General features: G+C 50.7%; 16 protein-coding genes and 2 rRNA genes. 7 read left to right on the top strand and 11 right to left on the bottom strand.

Features of this window, described 5'->3' with window-relative positions; all coding sequences use genetic code 11:
- The 4 genes from BZG84_RS10600 to BZG84_RS10585 all read left to right on the top strand — a co-directional run.
- Positions 1 to 295: ribosomal RNA gene (locus BZG84_RS10600) — 23S ribosomal RNA — on the top strand; the annotation flags it as partial.
- A gap of 116 nt (positions 296 to 411) precedes the next feature.
- Positions 412 to 527 (top strand): 5S ribosomal RNA (gene rrf, locus BZG84_RS10595).
- A gap of 409 nt (positions 528 to 936) precedes the next feature.
- Entirely contained in the window at positions 937 to 1,317 is a 381-nt protein-coding gene (locus tag BZG84_RS10590; RefSeq protein WP_077458298.1) for a thiol-disulfide oxidoreductase DCC family protein, read from the top strand.
- Positions 1,318 to 1,325: 8 nt separating this feature from the next.
- Positions 1,326 to 1,967: a flavin reductase family protein gene (locus tag BZG84_RS10585; protein ID WP_077480419.1), complete on the top strand. Its 642-nt coding sequence runs from the start codon at positions 1,326 to 1,328 to the stop codon at positions 1,965 to 1,967.
- On the opposite strand, the gene BZG84_RS10580 is transcribed toward BZG84_RS10585, so the two are convergent.
- Positions 1,964 to 2,452: a GNAT family N-acetyltransferase gene (locus BZG84_RS10580; protein ID WP_077458296.1), complete on the bottom strand. Its 489-nt coding sequence runs from the start codon at positions 2,450 to 2,452 to the stop codon at positions 1,964 to 1,966. The genes BZG84_RS10585 and BZG84_RS10580 overlap by 4 nt on opposite strands.
- An 87-nt stretch (positions 2,453 to 2,539) precedes the next feature.
- On the bottom strand, positions 2,540 to 3,562 hold the full coding sequence (gene epmB / locus BZG84_RS10575; protein WP_077480418.1) for an EF-P beta-lysylation protein EpmB: 1,023 nt from the start codon (positions 3,560 to 3,562) through the stop codon (positions 2,540 to 2,542).
- A 33-nt stretch (positions 3,563 to 3,595) separates the two neighbouring features.
- On the opposite strand from epmB, the gene efp reads away from it, so the two are divergent.
- The gene (gene efp, locus BZG84_RS10570; protein WP_069586864.1) at positions 3,596 to 4,162 is read left to right on the top strand and encodes an elongation factor P; all 567 of its coding nucleotides are present in this window, start codon (positions 3,596 to 3,598) and stop codon (positions 4,160 to 4,162) included.
- 70 nt (positions 4,163 to 4,232) lie between these two features.
- On the opposite strand, the gene frdD is transcribed toward efp, so the two are convergent.
- From frdD to frdA, 4 genes are read right to left on the bottom strand one after another with little or no spacing between them, the layout of a single operon-like run.
- The gene (gene frdD / locus BZG84_RS10565; protein WP_077480417.1) at positions 4,233 to 4,595 is read right to left on the bottom strand and encodes a fumarate reductase subunit FrdD; all 363 of its coding nucleotides are present in this window, start codon (positions 4,593 to 4,595) and stop codon (positions 4,233 to 4,235) included.
- An 8-nt stretch (positions 4,596 to 4,603) separates the two neighbouring features.
- The gene (gene frdC, locus BZG84_RS10560) at positions 4,604 to 4,987 is read right to left on the bottom strand and encodes a fumarate reductase subunit FrdC (protein ID WP_077480416.1); all 384 of its coding nucleotides are present in this window, start codon (positions 4,985 to 4,987) and stop codon (positions 4,604 to 4,606) included.
- A complete protein-coding gene (locus BZG84_RS10555; RefSeq protein WP_069589731.1) occupies positions 4,984 to 5,739 on the bottom strand; it encodes a succinate dehydrogenase/fumarate reductase iron-sulfur subunit in 756 nt (251 codons plus the stop codon). The genes frdC and BZG84_RS10555 overlap by 4 nt, the downstream gene beginning before the upstream one ends.
- On the bottom strand, positions 5,736 to 7,541 hold the full coding sequence (gene frdA, locus BZG84_RS10550) for a fumarate reductase (quinol) flavoprotein subunit (protein WP_069589745.1): 1,806 nt from the start codon (positions 7,539 to 7,541) through the stop codon (positions 5,736 to 5,738). The genes BZG84_RS10555 and frdA overlap by 4 nt, the downstream gene beginning before the upstream one ends.
- 310 nt (positions 7,542 to 7,851) lie before the next feature.
- On the opposite strand from frdA, the gene epmA reads away from it, so the two are divergent.
- On the top strand, positions 7,852 to 8,829 hold the full coding sequence (epmA, locus tag BZG84_RS10545) for an elongation factor P--(R)-beta-lysine ligase (RefSeq protein WP_077480415.1): 978 nt from the start codon (positions 7,852 to 7,854) through the stop codon (positions 8,827 to 8,829).
- 54 nt (positions 8,830 to 8,883) lie between these two features.
- Here the strand turns inward: epmA and BZG84_RS10540 are convergent, their stop codons facing one another.
- The 5 genes from BZG84_RS10540 to rsgA all read right to left on the bottom strand — a co-directional run bounded on the left by BZG84_RS10540 (position 8,884) and on the right by rsgA (position 16,670).
- Positions 8,884 to 10,761 (bottom strand): methyl-accepting chemotaxis protein, encoded by a 1,878-nt coding sequence (locus BZG84_RS10540; protein WP_069589729.1) that lies wholly within the window; start codon positions 10,759 to 10,761, stop codon positions 8,884 to 8,886.
- Positions 10,762 to 10,940: 179 nt separating this feature from the next.
- Positions 10,941 to 12,827: a methyl-accepting chemotaxis protein gene (locus tag BZG84_RS10535; RefSeq protein WP_077480414.1), complete on the bottom strand. Its 1,887-nt coding sequence runs from the start codon at positions 12,825 to 12,827 to the stop codon at positions 10,941 to 10,943.
- Between the two features lie 236 nt (positions 12,828 to 13,063).
- Positions 13,064 to 14,470: an SLC13 family permease gene (locus BZG84_RS10530; protein ID WP_077480413.1), complete on the bottom strand. Its 1,407-nt coding sequence runs from the start codon at positions 14,468 to 14,470 to the stop codon at positions 13,064 to 13,066.
- Positions 14,471 to 14,652: 182 nt separating this feature from the next.
- Positions 14,653 to 15,516, bottom strand: coding sequence for an archaetidylserine decarboxylase (gene asd / locus BZG84_RS10525; protein ID WP_077480412.1), 864 nt, complete (start codon positions 15,514 to 15,516; stop codon positions 14,653 to 14,655).
- A gap of 101 nt (positions 15,517 to 15,617) precedes the next feature.
- Positions 15,618 to 16,670, bottom strand: a complete 1,053-nt coding sequence (gene rsgA, locus BZG84_RS10520; RefSeq protein ID WP_077480411.1) for a small ribosomal subunit biogenesis GTPase RsgA — start codon at positions 16,668 to 16,670, stop codon at positions 15,618 to 15,620.
- 79 nt (positions 16,671 to 16,749) lie between these two features.
- Between rsgA and orn the strand changes: the two genes are divergently transcribed.
- Complete coding sequence (gene orn, locus BZG84_RS10515) at positions 16,750 to 17,295, top strand: oligoribonuclease (protein WP_069589722.1); 546 nt, start codon at positions 16,750 to 16,752, stop codon at positions 17,293 to 17,295.
- The last annotated feature ends 129 nt before the right edge of the window (positions 17,296 to 17,424 follow it).

The raw sequence follows: 17,424 nt of genomic DNA, 5'->3' as shown, positions 1-17,424 counted from the left end.
CCCTATCTGCCGTGGGCGTTGGATGATTGAGGGGAGCTGCTCCTAGTACGAGAGGACCGGAGTGGACGAACCGCTGGTGTTCGGGTTGTGTCGCCAGACGCATTGCCCGGTAGCTAAGTTCGGCACAGATAAGCGCTGAAAGCATCTAAGCGCGAAGCTGGCCCCGAGATGAGTCATCCCTAGAGCTTCGAGCTCTCTRAAGGGTTGTTCTAGACTAGAACGTTGATAGGCAGGGTGTGTAAGCGCTGTGAGGCGTTGAGCTAACCTGTACTAATTGCCCGTGAGGCTTAACCATACAACACCCAAGAGGTTTTGGGTTGGACTTAAAATAAAGCCAGTTGATTGTGGCGAGAACGAACAGCTTTCTAGATTAAGTGTTTTGACTGAAAAGTGAAGACACACCAAATTTTGCTTGGCGACCATAGCGCTTTGGACCCACCTGACTCCATGCCGAACTCAGTAGTGAAACGAAGCAGCGCCGATGGTAGTGTGGGGTCTCCCCATGTGAGAGTAGGACATCGCCAGGCTTTGATTATAAATTGTGACTGTTGCTTGCGATTTTTGATAGCTACGATGCTCATGTACTGACGTACACTGCGCGTCTCGCTTCAAAACTCCCGTCACACAGACACAATTTAATCATCAAAGCGGATATGCGTAAGACTTTGATGAGAAAACATTAAGCCCTGACCTCACGGTCGGGGCTTTTTTGTATCTTGAGGGTGTATCAGCCCTATGCGCCTCGCTGCAAAATGCTCATCACACAGACACCAACCGACACTTTTCCACATTTCTGACTACCTAATAGGTCGTATAAGGCTTGGATCGCTATGCTGAGTACTGGCTGACGTGGGTTTTATTCATGCTGGATAGGCGTAAACACCTGATCGTACCGATGTCGTTATGCGTATTAAAACGAGATTAGGAGGGACGTTTATGGTGACGCTATTTTATGACAGTTTGTGCCCGTTATGCGTCAAGGAAATGCGCAAGCTGTCACGTTGGGATAAAAACCAACAGCTCATACTGGAAGATATCCATCATCCCGATTTTGCAGCACGTTTCCCCGATGTGGATCCCAAAGCCGCTAATCGCATTTTGCACGCCAAAGATAGTCAAGGACAGATGGTGTATGGTTTAGACGCAACCTATGCTGCATGGCACGCGGTAGGCAAGGGGTATTGGGTGAGTTGGTTACGCTGGCCCGTGATCGCTTGGTTTGCGGACCAAGCTTATTTGTTTTTTGCCCGCCATCGGTATCGGATCTCTGCATTATTAACCGGGCAGGCACGTTGCCAACAGTGCCAGCTGAAATAAGGAAGGTTATGTCTTTGAGTGTGTTCGGCCATGATGACATCATGAGCATGGAAAAGCGTTATCGCGCAGCCTTTATCAATAGTTTGTCAGGCTTTAAGTCAGCAAACTTATTGGGTACCTGCGACGCTGAACGACAAACGAACTTGTGTATGGTTAGCTCTGCTTTCCACTTGGGCGCGAATCCGGCGTTAATGGGAGTGATTATCCGACCTGATACCGTGGTGCGGGACTCTCTTGAAAACATTCGTCAATTAGGTGTGTATACACTCAACCATGTGAGTGAGGCGATGCTCACTGCCGCGCATCAGACATCTGCACGCTATCCTCACGACGTCTCAGAATTTGATCAAGTGGGTCTGACGCCATTATGGCGAGAGCGCTTCAATGCCCCTTACGTGCAAGAAGCTGCGGTGCGTTTGGGGTTAGTGTTGAGAGAAGAGCATACGCTGGCAATTAATGGTACACATTTACTGATCGGAGAAATCAGCGAAGTTCATGTGCCAGAATCGTGTGTCAAAGATGATGGCTACGTAGATATTGAACAAGCAGGCAGCGTTGCGGTTAGCGGTTTAGATAGCTACCACCGTACCGCACGCATTGGTCGGCTTAGCTACGCCAAACCAGATTGTTTCCCCGAGTGGCTTGATTAGCGGGTACGCGCCATGTAGTGGGCATCCACAAACTCGCCATTGCGAAACGCAAACTGTTTGGCGGTGCCTTCAATTTCAAAGCCAAATTTTTGATAGAGGTGGATCGCAGCCGCGTTATCCGTATAAACGGTTAGCTCTATCCGTGATACGTTCAGCCAGTTTTCGGCTAAATCGATCGCTTTTTCCATGAGCGCACTGCCTATGCCGCGGCCTTGATAGGCATCATGAACGCCCATGCCAATATCTGCAACGTGGCGACGGCGAGGATTCGCGGCAATGACGAAGCCGAGATTACCGACCACTTTACCTTCCAGCTCGGCAACCAATGGGTATACGCCATCTGGCACGTTATTAAGCCGTTTTTCCCACATGGCGAGGCTTGGCATCGGCAATTGTAAGGTGCCTGCTTGCGCCTTGGGTTGCGCATAGATATCGCGTATCGCCGGAATGTCGTCGGCGTGGTATTGACGAATAATCAGAGACATAACACATCCTTGTGGTGAGCTTTCTCTCTAATAAGCCATGGAAGCAAAAATAAATCAACAGCTTATATTAATTAAGTCACTGATTATTCACTCTAAATGCAGATCAAGCGGGGTTTTACTCGCTCGCCCGCCAATCTCTCGGGTCAGTCGGGGGACCAAATAGCCGGAAAGCTGGCCGATAATGTCTTGCATTAAGGCGCGCGCTTTATCGTCTGAGACTAAAAAGTGAGCGGCGCCTTGGACTTTATCCAATACATGCAGGTAGTAAGGCAAAACGCCAGCCTCAAACAGCCGTTGGCTCAGTGCCACCAACGCATCCGCACTGTCATTCACGCCTTTGAGAAGCACGCTTTGATTAAGTAGCGTGATGCCTGCTTGTCGCAGCATGTGGAGTTTGTGGGTTAATTCTGCATTAATCTCATTGGCGTGGTTGATGTGGGTGACGAGCACCACTTGTAAACGTGAGCGTGATAAGCGCTCGGTAAACGCAGAGGTGACACGAGCGGGGATCACCACAGGTAGCCGTGAATGAATGCGTAGCCGCTTAACATGCGTTATGCCTTCTATGGCGCTGATGAGCCAATCGAGCTCCTCATCTTTGGCCATCAGCGGGTCACCACCGGATAAAATCACTTCATCAATCTCTTGATGGGCGGCGATATAGTCCAGCGCCCCTTGCCATACGCGTTTACTGCCTTTGTTGTCTTGATAAGGGAAATGGCGGCGGAAGCAATAACGGCAATTGATTGCACAGCCTCCTTTAACGATCAGTAAGACACGGTTGTGGTACTTGTGTAACAACCCAGGAATCGCATTGTCTTGCTCTTCCAGTGGGTCAGCGCTGAACCCGTCAACGTCATTAAACTCGTCGGCAATAGGGAGGACTTGCTTTAGCAGTGGATCATCAGGGTTTCCTTTTTCCATCCTAGCCACAAAACTGCGTGGCACACGCTGGGCAAAAAGGCGACGAGCACTAAATCCTGCCTCCCAGTCGGATGGTGAAATTTCAAGCAGTTGCAGCAGTTCCTTGGGATCTGTGATCCCCTCTGCGAGTTCTTTGATCCAGTTTCGCTCAACAGCAGGCTGGATTCGGGTTATGATGTGCGACATTTGTGAAAACTCGAAGATGTTAAGAGGATCAAGATGGCGTCTTTCAGCACCAATGAATTCCGCGGCGGATTGAAAATTATGCTCGATAACGAGCCGTGTGTCATTACCGAAAATGAGTTCGTGAAGCCGGGTAAAGGCCAAGCCTTCAACCGGGTTAAAATCCGTAAGCTGATTTCCGGTAAGGTTCTAGAGAAAACATTCAAATCAGGTGACAGCGTTGAAGCTGCCGATGTGATCGATGTGGAAATGGACTACCTCTACACAGATGGTGAGTTCTATCACTTCATGAACAACGAAACCTTTGAGCAAATCGCTGCCAACGAGAGTGCAGTGGGTGATAACGTCAAATGGTTAGTTGAAAACAACACCTGTACACTCACGTTGTGGAATGGTGACCCAATCGTGGTTACCCCACCTAACTTCGTCGAACTTGAAGTGACTGAAACCGATCCGGGCCTAAAAGGGGATACCCAAGGTACTGGCGGTAAACCCGCGACACTGATCACAGGGGCCGTTGTTCGTGTGCCTTTGTTTATTCAAATCGGTGAAGTCATCAAAGTGGATACGCGCTCGGGTGAGTACGTGAGCCGCGTAAAATAATTGGCATTTCGAGTGTCCGATAAAAAAGCCCTGACCGAATTGGCTCAGGGCTTTTTTGTATGCTTAGATGCTATACGACAAGGACGAGTAGCACGGCAGCGACACTGACGGCAAAGGCGATGGCATAGCAAACCACTTTCCCAGCCAGTCCCACGTGCAGCTTAAGATCATGTAAACCATGATGGATGCGATGCATGGCATGCCACATCGGTAAGGCAAGGGTCGCCAATATCAGCAACTTACCTAACCAGTGCTCTGCGAACATCATCACACGTTCGTAACTTAGGGCGGATGGGTCGATGATCCCTAGTGGGATTAAAACACCCAAAATCAAGACAGTAATTGGCGTGAACATGGCAAACCATGTACCGCCTGCACCAAACAAGCTCCACCATACCGGCTCGTCGGAGCGCTTAGGTTTTAAATCAATCATAACGCCTCCTAAATGAGCACTAAGGCCAGTAACGAAATTACTGCAACGGCTCCCCATTGCGCCCCAATCACCCACTTGCCGTCGAGCAGTTTGCCTTTAATGCGAATCGGCATGACCTGCGGCATCATGCTAAAAAATGTCGTGGCATGAAACAGGCTTGCCGCTAGAGCGACCACGTTTAATAGGATCACCACAGGGTGGGCCATATAATCCAGCCAGCTTTGCCACGCTTGAGGGCCTTGTACGAGACAAATCAAACCCGCAGTGAGGCTCAGTGTGAAAAAGACCAAAGGCAGTACCGTGGCCTCGCGCACCATATAAAAGCGATAAAACGGATGATGCAGCCACCAAGTACGAGGCATGGGCCGCATATAAGGTTTACGGTTACTCATCCTGTTATCTCCTTGCCTTCTTTATTGGGGTTAAACATGGCGATCACCATATCTTGGGTAGAGGCAACCTTGCCTTGGTTGACCGCGCCCGCCGGATCGACACCTTTCGGGCAGACTTTTGAGCAGTAGCCCACAAAGGTACATCCCCATGCCCCGTTATCGCTGTTTATCAGTGGCATACGCTCATGTTGTCCCCCATCTCGGCTATCGAGGTTATAGCGATGGGCGAGGGTTAGTGCGGCTGGGCCGAGGAAGTCTGGGTTGAGGCCAAACTGCGGGCAAGCGGCGTAACATAAACCACAGTTAATGCAGGCGGCAAATTGCTTATAGCGCGCCATCTGCTCAGGGGTTTGTGTGTTAGGACCATCTTCAGGACGACGGTCGTTGCCGAGAATATAAGGTTTGATCGCTTCCAAGCGCTCAATAAATGGCGTCATGTCGACAATCAAATCTTTTTCGATCGCAAAGTTTGCTAGCGGCTCAATCAGTACGCCGTTAGGGTAATCGCGTAAAAAAGCCTTACACGCGAGTTTAGGCACGCCATTGACCATCATGCCGCACGAGCCGCAAATGGCCATGCGACATGACCAGCGATAAGCCAATGACTTATCGAGGTTGTCTTTGATATAGCCCAGCGCATCAAGCACTGAGAAGGTATCGTCACCGGGGACGACAAACTCCTGCGCGTAAGGTGCATCATCTTTTGCAGGATCGTAGCGAAGGATAGAAACTCTATAGGTAGCTTGCGTCATTGTGCTTGCTCCTCTTGTTGTCCCTCACTGGCCGCTTGAGCCTGCTCCGCAGCATCACCATACAGGCGGTCTTTCGGTTGAGACTTGGTGATCTTCACGTCACTGTAATCAATCCGTGGGCCACCCTCGGGCTGGTAAAATGCCAAGGTGTGCTTGAGGTAGTTGTCATCATCACGGGTTGTGCAGCCATCATCAAGGCGTTGATGGGCGCCACGAGACTCGCGTCGCTGAATGGCAGAATGCGCCATGGCTTCGGCCACTTCGAGCCCGTAACCTACTTCGATGGCATACAACAAGTCGGTGTTAAACACACTGCCTTGATCTTGGATGCTGATCTGTTGATAGCGAGCTTTCAGTTCGGCGATTTTATCAATCGTGGCTTGCATCAGATCTTCGCGACGATAAATACCACAGCCGGCTTCCATGGTGTCCCCCAGCTCTTTGCGAATATCTGCCCAGTTTTCTTCGCCTTGATGGCTCAAGAGCTTATCAATGCGTGCTTTAACGTCTTGGATCTGGGCATCGATCGCCGCTTGATTCCACCCCGTAAACTCACGCGTACGTTGTGCGGCACCTTCTCCGGCGAGTCGACCAAATACGGCCAGCTCAGCCAGTGAATTCGATCCTAAGCGATTGGCTCCGTGTAGGCCGACGGAGGAGCATTCGCCCACCGCAAAGAGTCCTTTTACCCGGGTTTCGGTCTGGGCATTGGTTTCTATGCCCCCCATGGTGTAGTGGACGGTCGGACGAATTGGGATTGGCTCTTTGGCCGGATCGACGTTGACGTACGCTTTGGCTAATTCACAAATAAACGGCAACCGCTCTTGTAAGAAGTCTTCACCTAAGTGGCGCAAATCAAGGTGCACCACATCACCTAATGGATGCTTGATGGTGTTCCCTTTTTGTTGCTCGTGCCAAAAGGCTTGTGAGACTTTATCGCGCGGCCCCAACTCCATATATTTGTTTTTGGGCTCGCCCACGGGTGTCTCTGGGCCAAGGCCATAATCTTGCAAATAGCGATAACCATTTTTGTTGACAATAATCCCTCCTTCACCGCGACAGCCTTCGGTCATCAAGATGCCAGTGCCGGGCAAGCCTGTGGGGTGATACTGCACAAACTCCATATCACGTAATGGAATACCGTGGCGATAAGCCATCGCCATGCCATCACCGGTGACGATGCCACCATTGGTGTTACAGCTGTACACCCGGCCAGCACCGCCGGTGGCGAGCACCACAGATTTGGCTTTAATGCAGACCAGTTCACCTTCTGCCATATGCAGGGCAATGAGGCCTTGGATTTGGCCATCATCCACGATTAAGTCAACCACGAAGTATTCATCTAACCGCTGAATTTGTGGGTATTTAATCGAGGTTTGGAACAAGGTGTGAAGCATATGGAAGCCAGTTTTATCGGCGGCAAACCATGTACGCTCGACTTTCATGCCGCCAAAACGGCGAACATTGATGCTGCCATCGTCTTTACGGCTCCAAGGGCAACCCCATTGCTCTAATTGGATCATCTCTTCTGGGCAGTGCTTGACGAAGTAGTCCACAACGTCCTGCTCGCACAGCCAGTCACCGCCGCTAACGGTGTCATTAAAATGGTTGTCTAGGCTGTCTTCATCCTTGATGACGGCAGCCGAGCCACCCTCTGCTGCCACAGTGTGTGAGCGCATCGGGTAGACCTTGGACACCAGGGCAATATTGAGAGACGGATCCGCCTCAGCGGCCGCAATGGCGGTGCGCAGTCCAGCGCCGCCGGCGCCAATAACTGCAATATCTGTGGTGATGGTCTGCACGTTCATCCTCCAGTGTAGGGAAAGCCAGTGCTTGGCTTGTTTATTGTTCTGCCGACATGGTAGGCAATCCTCACCGAGTAAAAATTGATTCAGTTGGGGAATTGCAGCGATTTTGCGGGCATGGGAGTTAAATTGCATAAAACTGTGAGGTGGGTCGTTAAGTGTCGGCGAACCATGAAAAAACAGCGTTTGCTTACAAACAGAATGCGTACAGTGCCACGTTTATGTCGTGCTTCATCTTGGCGTGCTGGTTGTTATTCGCCAGCGTGACGCTAGACTGACGCCATTCGCGTAATGAGAGACTGATATCATGACTCAAGCCTGTTCATGGCAGCCAACGGCCTCAATAACACAGTTGAAAAAACGATCGGCCATTATTGCCCGCATTCGTCAATTTTTTGCTGAGCGTGCGGTATGGGAAGTCGATACCCCAGCGTTGAGCCAAGCGGCGGTGACGGATGTGCACCTACACAGTTTTTCCACCTCGCTGGTCGGCCCGGGCTTTGCCAAGGGGCTGCCTTTGTACTTGATGACCAGTCCAGAATTTCATATGAAACGATTACTGGCGGCGGGTAGCGGCGCCATTTATCAAATCAGTAAGGCGTTTCGTAATGAAGAGGCGGGGCGTTATCACAATCCAGAATTTACCATGCTCGAGTGGTATCGACCGGATTTTGACCATCACCAGTTGATGGATGAAATGGATGCGCTGTTGCAAGCGGTACTCAAGTGCCAAGGTGCGACGCGAATGAGCTACCAAGCAGCTTTTCAATCATGCACTGGACTTTGTCCATTACGCGCGGATATTGACCAGCTGCGAGCCCTTGCTGCTACCCAAGGGCTTGCCGATATCACTGAGGATGAAACCGACAAAGACACCTTGTTGCAACTGCTTTTCTCGGTGATGGTTGAGCCAAATATTGGTCAGCAGGCGCCGGCTTTTGTTTACGACTTTCCGGCGTCTCAAGCCGCGTTAGCCAAAATCAGTGAGGCGGATCCACGTGTTGCACACCGCTTTGAGGTGTATTTTCAAGGCATTGAACTCGCTAATGGGTTCTATGAGCTTCAAGATGCGCATGAGCAGCGCCGCCGCTTTGAGGCGGACAATGCGATGCGAGTGGCAAGAGGTTTGCGCCCACAACCTATCGATCAACACTTACTCGCCGCCTTGGAAGCGGGGCTGCCGGATTGTGCTGGGGTCGCGCTAGGGATCGATCGCCTTGTGATGCTCGCGCTCGGTTGTGATCACATTGATGCGGTGACCGCGTTTCCTGTCTCACGCGCGTAGCGCCGTAAGAAAAACGCCACCTCGCGGTGGCGTTTGAAAGGCAAGGGCACTCACCTAGACTTTAAATTTTGACAGGTCTTGGTGCATGTCACGTGCTGCTTGCGCCATGCTTTCGCCTTGGTCCCCGGTTGCACTTGCTTGTTGGTGGATCTCATAGGAGAGATCTTTCACCGCTTGGGTGTTGCGGTTGATATCGTCAGTCACCGCACGTTGCTCTTCTGCGGCGCTGGCAATTTGGATCGCCATTTCAGAAATCGTACTGATTGCTGTGGTGATCTGATTGAGTCGCTCGCTGGCCGCTTCTGCCCGCTCAACACTCGATGTCGCCATATTATTACTTTGCATCATGTCATCCACCGCACGTTGGGTGGTGTGCTGCAAGGTCTCAATCATGTTGCGAATTTCTTCGGTCGAGTCATGGGTGCGCTGGCTGAGCACTCGCACTTCATCGGCCACAACGGCAAATCCACGCCCTTGCTCACCCGCGCGTGCTGCTTCGATGGCGGCGTTCAATGCTAACAAGTTGGTCTGTTCTGCGACACCTTGAATGGTCGCAATGATTTGGTTGATGCTCTGAGCATTTTCATCCAATTCACGAATGACATTGGTGGCCCGTTCTACTTGATCGGCCAATTGGGTGATCGCATTTCGGTTATCGCTTACCACACTTAACCCTTCTTGACACGACTGTTCGGCTTGTTGGGCGGAGGTAGCGGTGTCTTCAGCGTGACTGGCCACTTCATTGGCGGTGGCGGACATCTCATGGATAGCGGTGGCAATCTGGTCAACATCATTTTGCTGCTTATCGACCAATTGGCTTGATTGCAGGGCATGCGTGCGACACTCTTCTGCGCTTTGAGACAGCGTCATGCTCTGATTGACCGCTTTACCGACCATTTGCTGAAGTTGGGCGAGAAAGGCGTTCATGTATTCGGCCAGTTCACCAATTTCGTCCTGACGGACAATATTAATGCGTTGGGTCAGATCGCCTTCACCCGCGGAAAGGGCATGGACGGCGCCGGTTAACTCGCTTAATGGCTTCAGGAGCTGTTTGATTAAGGCACCGGCAATAAACGCGATCACGATAAAGAGGATCACGGAGGCGACCACCACAAAGGTGATTTGCTCCGACACGGAGGCATAGGCGTCGCTCTTATCTTCGACAATCCCCAAGGTCCAATCGGTATTCGGCACGTCAATGGCTGCGAGTAACTTGTCTTCACCCTTTAAATCAAAGGTTACCAACTTGCCCTGACGACTGGCACTGTCTATAAACGCTGGCGTCAGTTCCGCATCGAGCTCGGTGAGAGGCTGTCGACTGAGTTCGGTATCACGGTAAGCCACAATACTGTTGCTGCCATCGACTAAAAACGCAAAGCCATTGCTGAGTTTAAGGTTTAGAACCTGATCGACAATGTCGGTGACGGTCACGTCAGCGGCAATCACCCCTTGATAGCGGCCATTAAAGGATTTCGCTAAGCTGACCACCAGACTGCCATCAAAGTCTTGATAAGGCTCGGTAATAATCAGCTCGCTGCTCTGATTGGCGTTCTTATACCAAGGGCGAGTTCGAGGGTCGTAATCTGCAGGCCAATCCTCGCTTTTGTCGCCATATGCAATACGGCCATCACTGAACCCGGCATAGACAGACAAAAAGTGCCCAGCGCGCTTGGTGACGAGCAACTCACGGTCAACATTGGGTTGATTGGCAATCAAGGATTCATTGGCCAACAACATATCCGCACGGGTACTTAGCCAGCTATCGATGAACTGTGCAGTGGCATCGCCGACGTCTTGCATCTGTTTAGTGATGCTGCTGGTGGTTTCGTTTTGTAATTGTCGGACTGAAATGGTGGCAAGAACCGCACTGACCAAGGCGACGATCAAGGCGATGGCCACAATGATTTTCAGTTTTATGGTTGGTTTGGGCATAGACACATTTCCACATCTAAGAGATTAGACTGATTGTAAACGTGTCGTTTGCAGTAAAATCCGATCAGTTATGCAATTTGTGTCAGTGCGCAGTGAAAAGAGGTAGAGAGGTGTGGGATTTGTGATCTTACTGCCAGTGGATGGAGGAGGCAGCCTACGTGGATAGGCTGCCGTTTGGACTAGACTTTGAATTTGGACAAGTCGCCATGCATTTCTTGCGCGGCGTTAGCCATATATTCTCCTTGCTCACCGGTGTCGGTCGCTTTTTGATGGATCTCCAGTGACAAATCGCGCACGGCTTGGGTATTTCGGTTGATGTCTTCGGTGACGGCCCGCTGTTCCTCTGCCGCACTGGCAATTTGTGCTGCCATTTCGGAAATGTCCCCAATCGCACGGGTGATCTCGTTCAGTTTGTCACTGGCTGACGCAGCCCGTTCGACACTGGAGGTTGCCATTTCGTTACTTTGTGTCATGCCATCTACCGCACGCTGCGTTGTACTTTGTAGCGTTTCAATCATGTTGCGGATCTCTTCGGTAGAGTCATGGGTACGCTGACTGAGCACGCGCACTTCATCGGCGACGACCGCAAAGCCACGCCCTTGTTCACCGGCACGGGCGGCCTCAATCGCGGCGTTCAAGGCCAACAAGTTGGTTTGCTCGGCGATATCTTGAATGGTGGAGATAATTTGATTGATGCTTTGTGAGTTGGTGTCTAATTCGCGAATCACGTTGGTGGCTTGATCCACGTGTTCAGCTAGCTGGGTGATCGCCTCACGGTTATCTTCCACCACGGTGAGCCCATCACGGCAGGCACTTTCTGCATCTTGCGCGGAGCGTGCCGTCAGCTCGGCATGGCTGGCGACTTCATTCGCGGTAGTGGACATTTCGTGAATGGCGGTGGCAATTTGATCCACATCGCCTTGCTGCTGACCGACTAAGCCGCTTGATTGGTGCGCCAGTTCTCGACATTGCTCAGCACGCTCTGAAAGCGCCACACTTTGCGAGACGCTACGACCAATCATGGATTGCAGTTGTTCTAGAAACGCGTTGACGTGGCCAGCCAGTTCACCAATCTCATCATGACGCACAATATCGAGGCGTTGAGTGAGGTCACCGCTCCCTTTCGATAGTGAGCTGACCGCGTGCGTCAATTGGGTTAGCGGCGCCAACATGCGATGGATAAGCGCACCGGCAACCAGGGCAATGATGACAAACAGAATCACAGACGTGATGAGGGTCGAAATAATTTGTTCAGACACGGATGCAAAGGCGAGCTCCCTGTCTTGCACCACCCCTAAGCTCCAGTTAGCTCCTTCAACATGAGTGATGGCGACCAGTTTTTTGCGACCATCGCTATCAAAAACTATACTCTGTAACGCATTGCTATTGCGCGCCTGTTGAATAAACGCAGGCGTGAGTTCATCATCAACTTGGGTGAGCGGTTTATTACTGAGCGTAGTGTCACGGTAGGCTACAACGTTATTGTTGCTGTCTACGAGAAACGCGAAACCGTTATTCGGCATTTTGACGTTGAGCACTTCTTCAACAATGGCATTGACCGATAGATCGGCCGCTATCACACCTTGGAAACGGTCGTTAAAGGCTTTGGCAAAGCTGATAACCATCCCTGCGCCATTGGCGTCAATATAGGGTGGGGTGATGATTAAGCCATCCGCTGCGCTTGCTTTCTTGTACCAAGGGCGAGTCCGAGGGTCATAGTTAGCCGGCCAGGTTTCGGTTTTATCCCCGAACGCGACGGAGCCGTCGGAAAAACCTGCGTAAACGGTCAGGAAATTACCTTGTCGTTTGGTTAAGAGCAGTTCGCGATCCACATTAGATTGACTGGCAATGAGCGGCACATTGGCCAGGAGCATTTTACTGCGAATATCTAGCCACTCATCAATAAAGTTACTGGTGGATAAGGCGGTATCGCGCATTTGAGCGGTGACATTTTGTTGTGTTTCGTCTTTCAGCTGGGTCACGGAGAACCACGCTTGAACCACGCTAACTAAGGCCACGACCAAAGCAACAGCAAGTAATATTTTGGTCTTAATGGTGAATTTCATGAAACGTCCCTCGTACTACCACGTTTACGACTCTTTTATTGAGTATTTGCTTAATTGTAGAAAGCTTGAGCCAGGGGTGATAATAAATTTATAAAAAAACTCCCTGTGCAAAGCGACGCCTAAGGCTGTTGGCATGCACATTGTTCTAGTTATCATATTTTTAACACTGACAAAACAGAGGGTTGTTTGTTTTGGAGGCAACGCAAACAACCCTTGCTGATATTGAGGTGTTACGCTTATGTTAGCGCGAGGACGGCTGCATAGACTAAGCCTAAGCCACTGATCCCAAGAATCGTACCGACTTTGACTAAATCACGGCTGTCGATGAAGCCGGTGGAATACGCCAAAGAGTTGGGCGGGGTAGAAACCGGCAGAATCATCCCTAATGAAGCGGAGAAAGCCACCACGACGAGCAATCCTTGCATGCCACCCACATTCACCAGTGATGGCATAGAGGTGGCAATGGCCGCCGCAATAGGCATCAATAAGTTAGCTGTCGCGGTATTCGACATAAAGTTTGCCATGAGCCAACAAATAATGGAAAGGGTGACCAATACTGTCATAGCCGTTAATACGCTGTAGTCCACGGCATGCGCTAATGCGGCAGCAAGGCCGGTTTCGTCTAGCGCAATACCCATTGCAATCCCGCCGGCGACGAGCCACAGGACATCCCAATTAATCAGCTTTAACTCGGCCTTGCCCATGATCCCTGTCAGGGTGAACAACGCGAGCGGGATCACCGCGACCACATAGGTATTCATGCCATGTAGGCTGGTGGTTAGCCACAGCGCAATGGTCAGCGCAAAGGTGGCATAGACGGTATACGCTTGCCAGCCCCGTAGAAATTTGCCTTCCAGTGCCAGTGTGATTTCGGTTTGTGGACTGCGGAATAAGCGCTGTAGTAACCACCATGCAAACGCCAATTGGATCACCACAAAGGGTAGGCCCATTTGCATCCACCCCAGAAATGAGATGCTGTATTCGCCGGTGAGATATTGCAGGGCAATGGCGTTGGGCGGCGTCCCGATTGGCGTTGCGATTCCACCGGTATTGGCGGCAACCGGAATACACAAAACCAAGGCTTTAATCGCAGGATCGCCTTTCGGGAGTACACTCAAAATCGGTGCCAGTAGTGCCAGCATCATCACCGTGGTGGCGGTATTGGACATGAACATTGAGAACACGGCGGTGATAAGCATCAAACCCAGCATGATAAATTTGGGGTGCTTGCCAAAGGGTTTGAGTAATACGCGGGCAAGGTTGATATCTAACTCATATTTGGAGGCAGCAATAGCCAGCGAGAAGCCCCCCATAAATAGAATAATGATGGGGGAAGAAAAGGCGCTGAGAATATCGGTATAAGGGATCAATTCGCCCCGCGGATGATGCGCCGTTTCGCCGCGAAACCAGTGTAAGCCTTTATCGGAGATCATCACCAATTGCAGGGTAATGATCAGCAAAGAGGTTGAAAATACTGGCACAGGTTCAAGAACCCACAGCAAGGCCGCCATCAGGAAGATCGCCAATAAACGGTGTTGAATCAAAGTGAGGTTGGCGATAGGTAACCAGTCGGTTGGAAGTAGGAGCAGCAACAATGGCAGCCCGAGCGAGACAAGTAACTTAGTAAAACGAGCATTGACCACAAATACGCCTCATAAGGGTTGATGTTGTGAGTGCGGGCTGACCATGCGCCAGCACGCCGATGCATCACAGGTGTATTGATGGGATCAATGATACGGATTTAAGAGGGAATTAACGGGAAAGGTCTCCGAATTTGGCGACAAAAAAGGGGCATAAATGCCCCTTATCTCACAATTTTCAGCTGTTATGCCTGACGGTGCGCGTAAGGCTGTCCCATTTGTGTTGGGGAGCCGGGAGCGACGTCATCATGAAAACGGATTGCTCCTGCTGGGAACAGGTTAATCACGGTTGAGCCGAGTTTAAATAGACCCATTTCATCACCCTGAGCAAAGCGGATAGCTTGTTCGCCTTCTGTCGGGTATTCCCAACGGCGAATGCTGCCACCGGTTGGCGGAGTGACGGTTCCTGCCCATGTAGTGGCAATACTGCCCACAATGGTAGCACCCACCAAAACTTGCACCATAGGCCCAAATTCAGTCTCAAATACGCACACTACACGCTCGTTACGGGCAAACAAGTTCGGCACGTTCTCTGCCGTCAGTGGATTGACGGAAAACAAATCGCCGGGGATGTAGACCATTTCACGCAACACGGCATCACATGGCATGTGTACACGGTGATAGTCACGCGGTGACAAGTAAAGGGTGGCAAAGTGACCCTCTTTAAACTGGTCGGCAAGGGCTTGATCGCCACCGACGAGTTCAGTCACGTCAAACGAGTGGCCCTTGGCTTGGATAATACGTCCTTGCTCAATCAATCCTGCTTGACTGACGCACGCATCGGCGGGGTAGACCAATGTCTCTGTATCGCCATCAATGGGGCGTAATGCGGGCTTGAGTTCTCGCACGAAAAAGTCGTTAAAGGTGCGGTAGTAGCCAGGGTCACTGACTTTGGCCTCACTCATATCGACCTGATATTGCTTGATAAACCATTTGATCACAGCAGTGGTCAACCATCCACCTTTGAGGCTGGCTAGTTTCCCCATCATTCGGGTAAGGGCATGTTTCGGCGCTATATATTGCAGGCCGACTTTAAGATCGTCTCGCACGGTTATGTCCTGAATGGTTAAAGAGTTATACGCGCCTTGCAGCGGCTAAGCCGCGCAGTGTAGCCAATCCGGTGACGAAGTGACAGAGGCGCGTTGTTAGATCAGTTTTGCTTGTTACGTGAAAACTGACGGTTATCTTTGGCTTCTTTCATGCTCTCGATAATGCGGTGATAGCTATCAAACCGCTCGATACTAATATGGCCATCTTCCACGGCTTGTCTCAACAAGCAACCTGGATCATCGCCGTGCTTACAATCACGGAATTTACAGCCACCCAGATAGTCGCGAAATTCGACAAAGCCTTGTGCGATTTGTTCCGGCTCTAAATGCCATAAACCAAATTCTCGCACGCCAGGGGAGTCAATAAGATCGCCCCCTTGGTCAAAATGATACAAACGCGCGGCGGTGGTGGTATGTTGGCCCAACCCTGAGTTTTCAGAGACGTCACCAATTTGCGCATCCACATCCGGCAAAAGCGTATTAACCAAGCTTGATTTTCCCACACCGGATTGGCCGACAAAGACACTCACATGTTGATCGAGATGGCGTTCTAGCGCCTCCATCCCTTCGCCTGTATCGGCGCTTACCAAGACGATGGAATAGCCAATATCGCGATAGATGTCGAGTAATTCGTCCACCATTTCACGCCCCTCGCTATCTAGCAAATCGACCTTGTTGATGACGATCAGGGGACGAACATTCAAGACTTCGCAGGCGATCAAATAACGATCAATAATGTTCAGTGATAACTCGGGCAAAATCGCGGCCACGATAATCACTTGATCGATATTGGCGGCAACGGGTTTTACGCCATCATAGTAGTCGGGACGGGTCAGGACCGATTGGCGTTCATGCACGGCCTCGACAACGCCGGCTATGCCATGCAGGATTTCTTTTCCCGGACGCCAAACCACACGGTCGCCAGTTACTAAGCTTTGCACGGTACGACGCAGATTGCAGCGATGGATGATCCCAGTTTGCGGATCCTCGATATCAGCGTGTTGGCCAAATCGCGTGATCACACGTCCCTCGCGTGCATTTTCTAGCAGCGCGTCATCCCATTGCACATCATTATCTTGCTGTTTGATCCGACGTTGTTGGTTGGATCGCACGCGCCGTAGTTGGCCTTTGGTAAGCTTTTTCTTTTTTGCCACGATGACTCTTATCGGTTAAGTTGGCTTTCATATCAAGCACAGTATGATACATGGTTTACGCATAAAAAAGGCAAGTTCAATGGCGTTCAGTGAAAACAATTTAATCTGGATTGATCTGGAAATGACTGGATTAGATCCCGACACCCATAAGATCATTGAGATCGCGACAATTGTCACCGATGCACAGCTCAATGTGTTGGCAGAAGGGCCGGTATTAGCGATTTCTCAGCCACAAAGCGAACTGGACAAAATGGATGACTGGTGTACCCGCACCCATACTCAATCGGGATTGGTGGCGCGCGTCGAGCAGAGCACCATTAGTGAGCAAGATGCCATCGATCAAACCCTCGCCTTTTTATCGCAGTGGGTACCAGAAGGCGCTTCACCGATTTGTGGTAACAGCGTGGGGCAAGATCGACGCTTTCTGTATCGTCACATGCCAGCACTAGAGCGCTATTTCCACTATCGCACCGTGGATGTCAGTACTTTGAAGGAATTAGTCCGACGCTGGAAGCCTGAGATATTGAATGACTTTTCGAAGCAGGGAACGCACTTAGCGCTTGACGATATCCGTGAATCAATTGCAGAATTGCAGTTCTATCGTGAAAGGATCCTGACGATCTGATTTTATTTTCATCGATCTGGTGTTCTTTTGAGCGATCAAAAGAAAAAACCAAAATTTTGCTCGTCAGCACTTGCAACCCGGTTTTTTCTTCGTATAATTCGCAGCCCTAACGACGTGAAACGTCTGTTG

The organism is Salinivibrio sp. PR932, assembly GCF_001996125.1.
Classification (GTDB): Bacteria; Pseudomonadota; Gammaproteobacteria; order Enterobacterales; family Vibrionaceae; genus Salinivibrio; species Salinivibrio proteolyticus.
Note: the sequence above shows the minus strand (reverse complement) of the source record. Positions and strands in the feature narration are given on the sequence as shown.

Coding starts and splice junctions, on each gene's coding strand:
- BZG84_RS10555 (WP_069589731.1), bottom strand. CDS start 5,739: ATGACGCAAGCTACCTATAGAGTTTCTATCCTTCGCTACGATCCTGCA.
- epmB (WP_077480418.1), bottom strand. CDS start 3,562: ATGTCGCACATCATAACCCGAATCCAGCCTGCTGTTGAGCGAAACTGG.
- frdD (WP_077480417.1), bottom strand. CDS start 4,595: ATGATTGATTTAAAACCTAAGCGCTCCGACGAGCCGGTATGGTGGAGC.
- BZG84_RS10590 (WP_077458298.1), top strand. CDS start 937: ATGGTGACGCTATTTTATGACAGTTTGTGCCCGTTATGCGTCAAGGAA.
- BZG84_RS10535 (WP_077480414.1), bottom strand. CDS start 12,827: ATGAAATTCACCATTAAGACCAAAATATTACTTGCTGTTGCTTTGGTC.
- BZG84_RS10585 (WP_077480419.1), top strand. CDS start 1,326: ATGTCTTTGAGTGTGTTCGGCCATGATGACATCATGAGCATGGAAAAG.
- frdC (WP_077480416.1), bottom strand. CDS start 4,987: ATGAGTAACCGTAAACCTTATATGCGGCCCATGCCTCGTACTTGGTGG.
- efp (WP_069586864.1), top strand. CDS start 3,596: ATGGCGTCTTTCAGCACCAATGAATTCCGCGGCGGATTGAAAATTATG.
- BZG84_RS10580 (WP_077458296.1), bottom strand. CDS start 2,452: ATGTCTCTGATTATTCGTCAATACCACGCCGACGACATTCCGGCGATA.
- orn (WP_069589722.1), top strand. CDS start 16,750: ATGGCGTTCAGTGAAAACAATTTAATCTGGATTGATCTGGAAATGACT.
- BZG84_RS10540 (WP_069589729.1), bottom strand. CDS start 10,761: ATGCCCAAACCAACCATAAAACTGAAAATCATTGTGGCCATCGCCTTG.
- epmA (WP_077480415.1), top strand. CDS start 7,852: ATGACTCAAGCCTGTTCATGGCAGCCAACGGCCTCAATAACACAGTTG.